Source organism: Leucobacter exalbidus (genome assembly GCF_017834145.1).
Lineage (GTDB): Bacteria > Actinomycetota > Actinomycetes > Actinomycetales > Microbacteriaceae > Leucobacter > Leucobacter exalbidus.
The window spans coordinates 2,001,912-2,014,696 of the sequence record NZ_JAFIDA010000001.1; the positions used below are offsets into that span (position 1 = coordinate 2,001,912).

Below are 12,785 nucleotides of genomic sequence, written 5' to 3' on the forward strand. Positions count from 1 at the left end.
CCGCAATACGCCATCTTTAATTAGTTTGATCCAGAAGACGCAGCGTCAGCGGTGTTTGTGCCGGTGGCGGCCGTCGTGCCCTGGCTTGAAGTCGAGCTTGAAGCCTTGCCCGCATCGGCGTCTGAATCGGCCTCTGAACCTGATTTAGAATCTGCTCTTGAATCTGAGTCTGAATCAGAATCTGAGTCAGCTTCAGGCTCCGGATCGGGCTCAGGGGCGGCCTCAACCGTGATCTCGAGCTTGTCAGAGGTGGGGGAAGCCATCGATGACGAGCCGTCTGAACAGCCAAACTTGTAATAAATGTTGAGGGTGCCGGGGGCGATCGCCTTTACCTGCACTGAGCTATTGGCCAGCTGGCTCATGAGGAGGCCAGTGTCTTCGGTGTAGGTGATATCAAAATCTTGCGGCAACAGCGGGGTCGGGCAGCTACCCGAGATGTTCTGCACGACGAAGGTATCGCCAACCTGCACGGTGGACGGCCCCGTGGGCGTGCCAGGGGTTTCGATCTCGCCGTACGGGATGGTATGCGTGACCAAGATGGTCTCAGACAGCGGCACCTTTGCGCCCGTGGGGTTCACACTGGTCACCAGCCCGGCCTGGTCGGCCGGAACCGACTCGCCCTCGAGCGTGCGCACATCGGTGAAACCGAGATTGATGAGCCGCTGAACAGCGTCGTCGAAGTGCAAGCCGATGAGCTGTGAGCCGTCAATCTCACCGGTGGTCGGAACGACATCTTCCTTCGGCGGCGTGGGCTTGGGCTTCGGCTCGACGGTGGGCGTCTCAGCCGTGTTGTTCGCGCCATTGATCAGGGCTACAGCGGTGCCGCCGCCCACAATCAAGAGCAGCGCGATCAACGTGATCAGCGGCCAGGTCCAGGCGCTCTTCTTTTTCTTCTTGGGCGCTTCCTCTTCACCAGCCAGGCCAGCTGCCGCTGCGGCTCCGGGGGCACCGGGGTTCGTCAGCGGGCTGGTCTGCGGCAGCGCGGTCGTGGCGGCGTCACCAGCGGTCGTGCTCGGAAGCACGGTGGTTGCCGGATCCTGCTGGCCCATGACCTGCGGCACGTAGCTTGCGGCGAGGGCCACGTTGCCACGGTGCAGCGCGGTGGCGGCCTGTGCCAGCTTTGCCGAGGTCAGCGGTCGCCCAGCCGAGTCCTTTGCGAGGCACGCGTATACGAGGTTGCGCACGTGCTCGGGTACGTCAGCGGGCAGCGCGGGCGGGGTGTCGTTGATCTGCGCCATGGCGATCGCGACCTGCGATTCACCGGTGAACGGGCGCTTGCCTGCGAGGCATTCGTACGCCACGATACCGAGCGAATAGATGTCGGTGGCGGGGGTGGCGGTGTGGCCACTTGCCTGCTCGGGCGCGAGGTACTGCACCGTGCCCATCACCTGGCCGGTCGCGGTGAGCGGCACCTGGTCGGCGATGCGCGCGATACCGAAGTCGGTGATCTTGACGCGGCCCTCGGGCGTGATCAGCAGGTTGCCCGGCTTGATATCACGGTGCACGAGGCCGGCGTCGTGCGCGGCCTGCAACGAGGTCGCGGTCTGCGCCACAATGCCCAGCACGCGGTTGGCCGGAATGCGGCCCTCGCGTTCAATGATCGCCGAGAGCGGTTCGCCAGGAACCAGCTCCATCACGATGTAGGCGCTGCCCTGTTCCTCACCGTAGTCGAAGACATTCGCGATGCCCTCGTGATTGACGAGCGCTGCGTGGCGGGCTTCAGCCCGAAAACGCTCGAGGAACCCGGGGTCCCCCATGTACTCGTCTTTCAAGATCTTAATCGCTACGGTGCGACCGATGATGCTGTCGCTTGCTTTCCAAACCTCGCCCATGCCGCCGACGGCGACTCGTGAGCTCAGCTCGTAGCGCCCGCCGAATGTGATCCCTGCCGCTGGCCTCATTCGCTCAACACCGCTTCCATAACTCGTTTTCCGACAGCTGTGGGGAGATCGAATGACCCACCCTCAAAACCATAGTTGGCACCGCCGCCATTTTCGATGACGACTGCGACTGCAACCTGTGGGTCTTCCACCGGCGCGAAGCCGGTGAACCACAGGGTGAACGGCACATCAGTACCGTCTTCGGCAACGCCATTCTCAGCGGTACCGGTCTTTCCTGCTACGCGCACACCGTCAATGGCGGCTTTCTGCGCGAGGCCCTCGGGGGTCGAAACGCCCTTCTCCATCATCCCAGTGACGGCCTCAGCCGTTTTTTCTGAGATCGGCTTCGAGAACTGCTCGGGCGTGTACTCTTTCTCGACGCGCAGATCGGGGGTGATGATCTTGTCGATGAGCTGCGGCTTCATGACGGTGCCGCCGTTCGCGATACCCGCAGAGACCATAGCGATCTGCATGGGCGTTGAACGCACATCGAGCTGACCGATCGACGACAGCGCGACCTGAGACTGATCATTTGGTTCGGGTGACGCACTCGGGGTGACCTTCAACGGGATCGTGATTTCTTGCTCGAACCCGAACGCGTGCGCCATGTTGGGCACCGCGTTCTTGTCCATGCTCATCGCCAGCTCGGCGATGGGAATGTTGCACGACATCACGATGGCCTGCTCGAGCGTCGCCTTTGATCCGGTGCCGCAGGTCGTGCGCGAAGCATTCTGCATCTCGTGCGTCGACTGCGGCAGCTTCAGCTTGTCGGGGTTCTCGAACGACGACGAGGGCTTCGCGTCGCCGGCCTCAATCGCGGCGGCCGCGACGATGAGCTTGTACACCGACCCTGGGTGGTACAGGTCGCCGGCGATCGCGCGGTTCTTGAGCGGCTGCGAGGGTTCGTCAGCGAGCTGACCGTAGTTCGCAATGATCTCGGCATCGTCGTTGCCCGACAGCAGATTCGGATCAAAACTGGGGGTCGAGGTCATGGCGAGCACGCGGCCGGTCTTGGGATCGAGCGCGACGACTGCGCCATCGACACCCAGCTCGCTCATGGCCTCGCTTGCGGCGCGCTGCACCTTCGCCTGGATGGTGGTCTGCACCGAGCTGCCCTGCGGCGATACCCCGTTGAGGGTGTTCTGAATGCGGGTGAAGAACTGCGCGTTGCCGATGCCCGAGAGGTCTTGGTTCATGGCCAACTCGAGGCCGCTCATGCCCTGGCTGTGCGAGAAGTAGCCCGTGATCGGGGCGTACAGCGAACCGGCCGAGTACTGGCGCACATACTTGTAAGAGTCGCCGGTGGGCGTCGAGTACGCGACGGGGTCGCCGTCGACGAGAATCGAGCCGCGCTCAACCTCGTAGCCGTTCTTGATGGTGCGCCCGTTGAGTTCGTTCGCACGCAGATCATCAGCCTGCACCACTTGCACCATGGTGACCGCGAAAAAGAGCACGATAAACAGCGCGAAGATCGTTCGCGTGAGTGCTTTCAGCTGCTTGTTCATGCGCGGATCACCAGCTTCGGTCGGTTACGAATGGAGCCTGACAGCAAGATCAAGATCGCGATTATGATCCAGTTCGAGACCAGGGATGAACCACCCGCGGCAAGGAACGGGGCGGTGAGGCCGGTGAGGGGAATCACGCGGGTGATGCCACCGACGACGATGAACACCTGAAACGCGAGCGAGAACGAGAGGCCAGCCGCGAGCAGCTTGCCGAAGTCGTCTTGGCCGGCGAAACCGATGCGCAGCCCACGGCCCACGAGCAGCAGGTACGCAGCGAGAATCACAAACAGGCCGATCAGGCCGAGCTCTTCGCCGAGGCTGGCGATGATGTAGTCGCTCTGCGAGAACGTGGTCATCTCGGGGTATCCCTGGCCGAGCCCGGTGCCGGTCATGCCGCCGTTGGCCATGCCAAAGAGCCCCGTCACCATCTGGTGACCGGCTCCGTAGGGGTCTGCGAAGGGATCGAGCCAGTTGTTGAAGCGCACCTTCACGTAGGCGAGGGTTTGGCTGGCAATGATGCCGCCCGCAAGAAACAGGCCGACGCCCAGCACGACCCAGCCGACGCGGCCGGTGGCGATGTAGAGCATCGACAGGAACAGACCGAAGTAGAGCAGCGAGGTGCCGAGGTCGCGCTGAAACACGAGCACGACCATCGCGGCGAGCCAGAATACGAGCAGCGGCCCGAGGTCGCGGGCACGCGGGAATCGAATGCCCAGAATCTTCTTGCCCACCATGGCGAGCGAGTCGCGGCTCTGCACCAGGTAGCCAGCGAAGAAGATCGCGAGCAAGATCTTGGCGATCTCACCGGGCTGGAATGAGAACCCGCCGATGTGAATCCACACGCGTGCGCCGTTGATTTCTTGCCCCACGAAGGGCAGCATCGGCAGCAGCAAGAAGACGAAGGCGCCCAGCCCCGAGAGGTAGGTGTATCGCAGCAGCACGAGGTGGTTGCGCACCACGGCCAGCACCGCGATTGCGCCCAGCACCGCGACCGATGACCATACGAGCTGGCGCACCGAAGTGGAATCCCAGCCGGTGAGCCCGGTGGCGAGGTCAATGCGGTAAATCATGGCCACGCCGATTACGTTCAAGAACGTGGCGATGGGCATGATCAGCGGGTCGGCATCGGGCGCAATGCGCCTGATCGTGAGGTGCAGAGCCAGCAAGGACACCACAAACAGTGCACCGGTCGGCAGCAGCGTCGTCGAAACCTCACCGTTCACGGTGAGGTCGATGATGAGCACCGCGGCGACGCCGATCGCAATGGCAAAAATGAGCAGCGACAGCTCAAGCCCGAGCAACAACTTGGGCGCGCGCAGCGCCGTGATCCGGTGCAGCACGGTTTCGCTCGTGCGCGTCTTCTCGAAAGAGCGAGGCTGCTGTGCTTCGTTACTCACTGGTCGGCCCCAATCTCAATACAATTTCGCGCGCTTCATCGATGGAGCTCGCGCTGAGCGTGCGCTCCACCTGGCGTTTGGCCAGCCCGTCGAGCTGGTCGAGGGGGATGCCCGTGTCTTCGGCTTCGGAGTGCAGCGATATCGAGCCGAGATCCTGCTGCACGCCCTGGTAAATGATGACGGTATCTCCGTTGGTGCCGACGAAGTAGCGCGACTGGGTCCACTGGTAGCCAACGACCAAGGTGCCGCCGATGGCGAGCAGCACGCACAGCCCACCGAGCGCCCACAGGAGGCGGCGGTTGCGGTTGCGGCGACGCGTTTCAGATATCAGCTCGGCGAGATACTCGTCAACGCGAGGCTCGAAGTGGCTCTCTTCAACGACCGGGGCGCGGCGCACCGCGCGGCGACCCATGATGCGGGTGCGCGCGGTCGAGACCGAGCCATCGCGGGGCTCTGGCGAGCTCGCAGCCGAGCCAGCGAAGCGCTGCTCTGACGGGCGCAGCTCGGTCGTCGTGTTGGGATCAAAATCGGGGGCCGCGACGGTCTCGACGACGACACAGGTGACGTTATCGGGGGCGCCGTGCGCGAGGCTCTTGTCGATGAGGCCGTCGACCGCGTTCTGCAGCGATGTGCGGCGGCGCAGAATCTTCTCGATATCGACGTCTTCGACGTAGCCGCAGAGGCCATCAGAGCACAGCAACCAGACGTCACCGGGGCGCGTATCGAGCACCTCGGTGTCGATCTGGGGCGATGAATCAACATCGCCCAGCACGCGCATCAGCACCGACCGGCGCGGGTGCGTTTTGGCTTCCTCTTCGGTGATCTTGCCGCTGTCAACGAGGCGCTGCACGAAGGTGTGATCCTTCGTGACCTGGCTCAGGTTGTTGTCGCGCAGCAGGTACAGGCGTGAGTCACCGATGTGAGCGAGGGCGAGCTTGTCGCCAATCGTGAGAAACCCAGAGAACGTGGTGCCCATGCCGGCGAGCTCGGGCCGGTCGCGCACGGTGGCGCGCAGCTTCGCGTTCGTTTCGAGCAGTGCGTGGCGCAGCCTGGATGCCGCGGCCGCGGGAATGCCCGCTGGCTCGGTGTCGAGCGCGGCCATGGCCTTGGTGGTGATGGCCGAGGCGACATCGCCGCCGGCGTGGCCGCCCATGCCGTCAGCGACGAGGAAGAGCTGCCCGCCCGCAAAGCCGGAGTCTTGGTTGTTGGAGCGCACCATGCCCACGTGGGAGCCGATGGCGCTGTCATAACTGACGGTCACGCCTATGGCCTCAGCTCGAACGTCGTCGTGCCGATGGTGACCGGTGTGTACGGAGGCACGGGCACGGGGTGCGTGACGCGCGCGCCATCGAGCCGGGTGCCGTTCGTCGAGTCAAGGTCGGTGAGGATCCACTGGTTGCCGCTGAGCGACAGGCGTGCGTGGTAGGTCGACGTGTATTCGTCAACGATGACGAGGGTCGATTCGCTCGAGCGGCCAATGGTGAAAATGCCGTCATCGAGGGGGATCGAGGTGCCGGCTGCCACGCCCGTCGTGATGACGAGGTTCTTTGCAGCTCCGGATCCGCCCGCAGTGGGCAGCGCACCGCCGCTGGGCGTGATGACCGGGGCGGCTGAGCCCAAGGCACCGGTGAGTGCGACGCCGGTGAGGGCATCGGGTGATCCCTGCGGTGCTTGCGCGACCGGGGCGGCCACGACGGGGGCCTGGCCCACAGGAACGAGGGACTGCACGTGCGGCCCAGCTGAGTCGCCCTTGAGCTTGCGCACGGGGGCGCCGAAGAGATCGCTGCGCAGCGCGTACACAATGGCGAAAATGAAGGCCCACAGCACCAGCAAGAAGCCGACGCGCAGAATCATCAGGGTAAGTTCGCTCATATCGCTCATAGGCCACTCCAAAAGTCTTGGTCGATGCCTGGCGTCTTGCCAGCGGCCCCAGTTTCGGGCCTTGCGCTTCGAGGTTCGGGGGCGGGTGCGCTCACAGGGGGAGGCGTAGGTGCCTGCCTGTTGGGGAGAGCGCTGGTGGGCGGCGGGGTCGCGGGGCGAGCCGCAGCCGCGCTGCCACTTGAGTGGCCCGGCACCAGTTGGAACTGGAGCGCGGTCTGCCCGATCGTGATGACAATACCGGGGGCGAGCGCCGCTTCGCGGAAACGCTCCCCGTTAATCTTTGAGCCGTTGGTGGAGCCCAGGTCGCGGGCGAGGCCCGCGGTGCCGTCCCACAGCAGGTTCAGGTGCTGGCGTGATGCCGCGGTGTCGCCGATGCGAATGCCGCAGTCGGTGCCGCGCCCCACCGTGGTGGTACCGCGCTTCAGTTCGTGCCGCACACCGTCAACGTCGATCGCCGCGATCCAATCGACCGCACCCTCGACGCGGGTGGCATCCACTTCAAAGACTCCGGCGGTGAGCTCGCGGTCAGCCCGCACCTCAACATCGGCCTCACCGAGCAGCTGGTAGTTTCCACGCTTCGCGTGCTTCATTACTACGCTGCGGAGTTCTTGTTCGAGGGTCGCGCCGAGGGCCTGCAGTCGAGCCGCATCCTTCTCAGCCACGCGCACCACGAAGTGATTGGGGGCGAGCACGCGGTCGCGATCAACCACGACTGCACCGATATCAAGCTCGCGCTTAATCGCAGAAGCAATCTCTACGGGCTGCACGCCCGAGCGGAAGGTCCTGGCGAATGCGCCGTTTACGGCGCGCTCAAGCCCACGCTCCACGCTATCTAGAATGCCCACGTGCCCTCCTCGCTCCGAATATAACTATCCCGCATGTCACTTGGCAGTTTAGCCCGCTTTGGTGTGAAGCGTCATGATCTGCTAAGCTATGGGAGTTGCTTGAAGCGGAAACGCTTCAGATCGACACTCGCGCGAGTGGCGGAATGGCAGACGCGCTGGCTTCAGGTGCCAGTGTCCGAAAGGGCGTGGGGGTTCAAGTCCCCCTTCGCGCACAAGATATACACGAAAGGCCCAGATCAGGTTTCTGATCTGGGCCTTTTGCGTTCCCCACGGCGGTTTCGCGCCACGCCCGGCCTGCGCGCTTTCGAGGTGCACATGGACCAATTTGGGGTCATTTTGCGCGCTTTTCGGCGCCCGAAGCTGCGGGGACCGGGGGCGCCGTGGCCCGGATCGGGGGCAAAATGCGCCCCTTGAGTGGCTCAACACGCCCGAAATGACGGGTTCGTGTGGGGCGAATCACAAGAATTGTCGGGGTCGTCTCGGAGTGCGGGGGCAGCGTCGTTTGCGGCGGGCGGGGGATTCTGCGCCTTCCGTCGTTGCCGTCGAGCTGCCGAGATGCGATCGATGAGCACGCCAGTGATAAGCGCGAACAGCACGCCAAAGACAGCGCTGAGCAATGGTTGATCAGTGAGCCAGTGGCCGGCGACAAACCCAATCAGCGCGCTGTAGGCCGCCCAGGTCACCGCGGCGACACCACTGAGAGGCAGAAATCGCCGCCACGGGTAGCGCAGTGCCCCCGCCGACATGTTGACGGCCACGCGGCCGATCGGAATGTAGCGGGCACCGAGGATCAATGGGGTGCCGCGGGTGCTCAGGGTGTTGCCTGCGCGGGTGAACGCCGCCGCTACTCGTGGGTGACGCATCCAACGAAACCGTGTGGCGCCGACCTTGCGGCCGATGCCGTAGGCGATGTTGTCTCCCAGCAGCGCGCCCACCGCGGCGACCAGGCACAGCAGCGCGATCGTCGAGAACGTGCCCGTCGCTGCCGCCACGGCGACCGTGGCAACGAGCACCGTTTCAGACGGCACGGGTGGGAAGAACCCGTCAATCATGGCCACCGCGAACATAACGAGCAATAACCACGGTGAGGCTGCCGCTTGGAGAATGAATTCGTTGATGACGTCCATATATAGAACCTAAGAACAAGTTCTTCGGTCGCGCATCATGCGGTGGTACCGACCTACCCTTACCGGGGTACCACTTATTGAGGGTGCAGCAGTTATGCAGGGGTCGCGTCGCTGTTCGCCCGGTAGAGATCGGTCATGGCCTCTGCCACGAGGTGTGCGCGCTCGGCGCCGAGCACATCGATGAAGCCTGCTCGATTGTGGGCCGCCACGGTGCTCGCAAGCTCGGTTGAGAGCGTCAGCCCCTCGGGGGTGAGCTCGAGAAACACTGCGCGGCGGTCATCGGTGCAGACGATGCGCTGGGTGAGGCCGCGAGTGGTGAGCTTGTCGGCGATTTTAGTGAAGCCGCCCGTTGAGAAGCCTGCCGACTTGGCGAGAAAGTTGTGTCGCGATCGATTCTCTGGGCAACGGAAGAGGCTTAGCAGGGTCTCGACCTCAGCTTCATTGAGGTTGAATTGCGCCTTCAGTTTGGCGTGCAGGCCACGATTGGTGACCTGAAACCCGTGGATCACCCGCCCCCACAGCTCAACCGCCGTCGCGTCATCGATGGGAGGTGATTGCTGGCTGTTCATGGGGTGCTCCTCGAGGGGCCACTGGGGGCTGTGGGTGTGTTCGTTAATAGTACTCTCGCAAATAGCTTGCGCGAAAGCTACTTCTGTGTAATCCTTTATGCATGCGCTTGCATGAAAGAAGCGCGGTTCATTATCGCGGCCTGACGGCCGAGCACCCACAGGAGTATCGTGACTAAGATCGCCATCATCACCGGTTCCACCCGCCCCGGCCGCATCAACTACGGTCTGGCTGAGTGGGTATTTGACCGCGCAGTCGAGCGTGGCGATGCCGAGTACGAGCTCGTTGATATCGCGGATTACAACCTGCCGATGCTCGACGAGGGCATGCCCGCTGCGTACGCACAGTATGCACAGGAGCACACCAAGACCTGGGCCGCCAAGATCGCCGAGTTCGACGGCTTCATCTTCATCACCGGTGAGTACAACCACTCGGTGCCGCCGGCCCTCGCAAACGCGATCAGCTACTTGAACGGTGAATGGGCCAACAAGGCTGCAGGCATCGTGAGCTACGGCTCAGCAATGGGCGTGCGTGCTGCCGAGCACCTGCGGGGCATCCTCTCAGAGCTGCAGATCGCTCACGTGCAGAAGCAAGGCATGTTCTCGCTCTTCACCGACTTCGAGAACTTCTCGACGTTCAAGCCCACCGAACTGCAGGCAGCCTCGGTCGAGCCGATGTTCGATCAGCTCACCGCGTGGACGCAGGCAATGCAGCAGGTGCGCAGCGGCGCACAGGCTGCCGCCTAAGCAGCTCAGCTGCTGACCGGGTGCTCTGCATGAGCACCCGGTAACCATTCCCCTTCCTCAGACGTACGCGTCAGAGGAAGGGGAATTTGTTATTTTACGGACTTACACATGGTGCATTTTAGGGAGGGAATGTAATGTCGGAGCTCCACGCGAACAACACCTGTTCAAGGCATCATGCGGCTTACGCCAACGCTGCCTGGTCTAGTGCGGAGGACCGAAAAGTTGAAAACACTCACTGCGTCAGCGCTGGCCGTAGGAACGGTCTTGGTTCTAGCGGGGTGTGCAACGTCTGCCCCACAGGGCGAGAGCAACGCCGCCTTCGTGACGCCGGTCTACGCAGACGCGCACACGATCGATTCGGCGATCGCCTTTCTCGAAACTGACTATGAACCGCTGCAGTCAAACCGAGAGGTCGCCGAGATTTCTGATGTCATCGTGCAGGGCAAAATCGTGACGGTGCGCGAGGGCCCCCAGTACGGGCGTTTGGGTGATGACCTGACTGATCTTTCCTCCGTCGTGATCGAAGTGCAATCAGAGAACATCGTGCAGGGCACACTTGCGGGCGACACCCTCTATGTGTCGATGCTCTCCCCGGCCGGTAACTCAATTGCTGACTGGAACCGCGGGCTGCCGGCAGGCGTCGACGTTGTCGTCTATGCCGAGCAATCATCTGAGGGTGTTGCCGGCGAAACCGGAGAGATCGACACCAATAATTGGGGCGCGGGCCGCCCTGATGGGGCCGCATTGTATTTGCCTCAGCCGCAAGGATTCGTCGTGCAGACAGGGGAAAACCGGCTGGTTTGGCCGCTCACCGGGGTGACCCGCGAGGCAACATTTGCTGATGCGCTCCCGGGCGACACCGCGGTCGGCGTGCCGCTGCCGGGTGAGGGCACACCCGCGCTCGACACCGTGGCATAACGCCCAGAAACTCGCGGCGCCGGTTACCGGCGGGGTGCCCCGGCGCGGGGCCTGCGCGGCACCCAGCACGACACCCGCTCACGGTACGCCGCGAAGTCTGGCCCGAATTTTGCCTCGAGGTCGGCTTCCTCGTGCGGCCGCACGACCCAATTCCAGATCAGCGAACCGCACAGGGCATAGACCACGACAAGCCACGACGAGGCGATGAGCCCGACCGCAATGCCCTGGGTGATACCCGCGACAGCCATCGGATTGCGCACGAAACGGTACGGGCCCGCAATTACGAGCAGGCGTGGCATTGCTGAAGGAAGCGGGGTGCCCGACCCCAGGGTCGACATCGTCACCGCCGACCAAATACCAAGCGCGCTCGCGACGAGCAGCAGCACCCCGCCCGCAATGCGCGCCCAGAGGGGCAGCTGAATACTGAGCCCCCAACGTGACTCGACGACCGCGATGATGCCCGGAATAAGCACGAGGCACGCGCCCCAAAACACCACGATCTGGCCGAATGTTTGGCCGAGATACCCAGCGCGGCCCGCGGGGGCGGCGCGAAAGCGAAACGGACCAAACACGATCCATTCGGTGGGAATGCGCTTAAGCCATACCAGCAGGCCCGCGGCCAAACCGCCACCGCTCGCCGCCACCATGATCAGTACGCCCCAGCCGGCGAGCCCGGTAACGGTGGCATACACCGCCAGGCCCATCGTGACGATCACCGTCCATGGCACCACCACCCAGACGAAGGATCGCAGTCCCAGCGCAACTGCCGCCGACGCCAGCACAAATAATGGGATGTCGAGGGCGCCGACCACCACGGGGTTCAGCTCACCCAGGGTGGTGTGGCGTACCCACGGCAGCGTGAAAACGCCGACCCACCACAGCGCGCCCGCGGCGGCCTGCAGCGTGAAATACAGGCGGCCGAGGCGTACCGCGAATGTGCCAGGTGTCACCGCATGGGTGTTTTCACCTGGCTGTGCTGTGCGGCTTGAAGGCAGTGGGAGCCTAGTCAATCGCGATCAAACGCGTGAACAAGCGCAGGGCCTTCTTGAACCCGTGGCTCGAGAGTGTTTCACCCCACGCCGGGTCAGCTGCGCGGTCGAGCGCCACGAACACCGAAGATGCCCCTGCTGCTGCAAAGGGAGCGAGCGCGGCTTCGAGAGCAGCGCCGTCGGCCGCGTACCCGGGCTCGGGCTGGCAACCGACCAACACGTCTGAGGTGACCCAGGTGTCATCGGGCCCCTCTTCAAGCCCGATCGCGAGGATCTCGGAGCCCTCCTCGAGGAGCACCTCGAGGCGATCATCATCGATGTCGCGTGCGCCCTGCGGTGCCCCACCCGTGGTCGGATCGGGGCGCAGCCAAGTCTCACCCTGCTCAACAAAGCCCGCGCGCTCATAGAACTTCAGGGCTGATTCGTTGCCGGTCATCACCTCGAGCGCGGTGACCTCTGCACCCCACTGCTCAATGGCTTCAGCTTCTGCTTCTTCCAGTAGCCAGCCGCCGAGGCCCTGGCCGCGCATCTCAGGTAGCACGACGAGGCTCTCAATAGTGACGACCGGGCCTTCGCTGATCTCTTCAATTGGCTCATCGGCGTAGGCGAGGGCGTAGCCGACGACCAGTTTGCCCTGGCGGGCCACGAGTACAAACGCCGGCTGCTGCTCGAAAATGCGGTGGTAGCGGGCGATGCGCAGCGGCCAGTTATCGCCCTGAGGCTGCACGGCCAGGCCCGCGGCGCCGCCGGCAACGTGGTGCTCAAACAGCGACTCCCAAAGGGGGCGCACTGAGGGCAGTAGCTCGGTGCCACCGAGTTCGACCTCGATGGCCTCTGAAGCAGAATTGGGGATGGATGATTCAACGTCGCGCATGTCAGCGATTGTACCGGCGTGCCGGCGCAGACGGCAGGGCGGGGCGCCAAGCCGGC

General features: G+C 63.6%; 12 protein-coding genes and 1 tRNA gene. 3 read left to right on the forward strand and 10 right to left on the reverse strand.

All coding sequences use genetic code 11. From position 1 onward, the window contains the following. Positions 1-20: 20 nt before the first annotated feature. From JOF28_RS09045 to JOF28_RS09070, 6 genes are read right to left on the reverse strand one after another with little or no spacing between them, the layout of a single operon-like run. Positions 21-1,901: a protein kinase domain-containing protein gene (locus tag JOF28_RS09045; RefSeq protein WP_209705460.1), complete on the reverse strand. Its 1,881-nt coding sequence runs from the start codon at positions 1,899-1,901 to the stop codon at positions 21-23. Further along, complete coding sequence (locus JOF28_RS09050) at positions 1,898-3,385, reverse strand: peptidoglycan D,D-transpeptidase FtsI family protein (RefSeq protein ID WP_209705461.1); 1,488 nt, start codon at positions 3,383-3,385, stop codon at positions 1,898-1,900. Before JOF28_RS09050 ends, JOF28_RS09045 begins: the two co-directional genes overlap by 4 nt. Beyond that, positions 3,382-4,782, reverse strand: a complete 1,401-nt coding sequence (locus JOF28_RS09055) for an FtsW/RodA/SpoVE family cell cycle protein (RefSeq protein WP_209705462.1) — start codon at positions 4,780-4,782, stop codon at positions 3,382-3,384. The genes JOF28_RS09050 and JOF28_RS09055 overlap by 4 nt, the downstream gene beginning before the upstream one ends. Continuing rightward, complete coding sequence (locus tag JOF28_RS09060) at positions 4,775-6,043, reverse strand: PP2C family protein-serine/threonine phosphatase (RefSeq protein WP_209705463.1); 1,269 nt, start codon at positions 6,041-6,043, stop codon at positions 4,775-4,777. Before JOF28_RS09060 ends, JOF28_RS09055 begins: the two co-directional genes overlap by 8 nt. A 2-nt stretch (positions 6,044-6,045) precedes the next feature. Beyond that, positions 6,046-6,654, reverse strand: a complete 609-nt coding sequence (locus tag JOF28_RS09065; protein WP_209705464.1) for an FHA domain-containing protein FhaB/FipA — start codon at positions 6,652-6,654, stop codon at positions 6,046-6,048. 5 nt (positions 6,655-6,659) lie between these two features. Beyond that, on the reverse strand, positions 6,660-7,508 hold the full coding sequence (locus JOF28_RS09070; RefSeq protein ID WP_209705465.1) for an FHA domain-containing protein: 849 nt from the start codon (positions 7,506-7,508) through the stop codon (positions 6,660-6,662). Positions 7,509-7,637: 129 nt separating this feature from the next. On the opposite strand from JOF28_RS09070, the gene JOF28_RS09075 reads away from it, so the two are divergent. Then, a tRNA-Leu gene (locus JOF28_RS09075) sits at positions 7,638-7,720 on the forward strand. 207 nt (positions 7,721-7,927) lie between these two features. Here JOF28_RS09075 and JOF28_RS09080 read toward each other — a convergent pair. Beyond that, positions 7,928-8,635, reverse strand: a complete 708-nt coding sequence (locus JOF28_RS09080) for a DedA family protein (RefSeq protein WP_209705466.1) — start codon at positions 8,633-8,635, stop codon at positions 7,928-7,930. A 92-nt stretch (positions 8,636-8,727) separates the two neighbouring features. Next, positions 8,728-9,204, reverse strand: a complete 477-nt coding sequence (locus JOF28_RS09085) for a MarR family winged helix-turn-helix transcriptional regulator (RefSeq protein ID WP_209705467.1) — start codon at positions 9,202-9,204, stop codon at positions 8,728-8,730. A 168-nt stretch (positions 9,205-9,372) separates the two neighbouring features. Here JOF28_RS09085 and JOF28_RS09090 point away from each other — a divergent pair, with 168 nt between their 5' ends. Further along, positions 9,373-9,948 (forward strand): NADPH-dependent FMN reductase, encoded by a 576-nt coding sequence (locus JOF28_RS09090; RefSeq protein WP_209705468.1) that lies wholly within the window; start codon positions 9,373-9,375, stop codon positions 9,946-9,948. Positions 9,949-10,269: 321 nt separating this feature from the next. Then, complete coding sequence (locus tag JOF28_RS09095) at positions 10,270-10,866, forward strand: hypothetical protein (RefSeq protein ID WP_209705469.1); 597 nt, start codon at positions 10,270-10,272, stop codon at positions 10,864-10,866. A 23-nt stretch (positions 10,867-10,889) separates the two neighbouring features. Here JOF28_RS09095 and JOF28_RS09100 read toward each other — a convergent pair whose 3' ends face one another. Both JOF28_RS09100 and JOF28_RS09105 read right to left on the reverse strand, forming a co-directional pair. Beyond that, complete coding sequence (locus JOF28_RS09100) at positions 10,890-11,816, reverse strand: methyltransferase family protein (protein WP_342452134.1); 927 nt, start codon at positions 11,814-11,816, stop codon at positions 10,890-10,892. A 52-nt stretch (positions 11,817-11,868) separates the two neighbouring features. After that, positions 11,869-12,729, reverse strand: coding sequence for a GNAT family N-acetyltransferase (locus JOF28_RS09105; protein WP_209705470.1), 861 nt, complete (start codon positions 12,727-12,729; stop codon positions 11,869-11,871). Positions 12,730-12,785 lie beyond the last annotated feature (56 nt).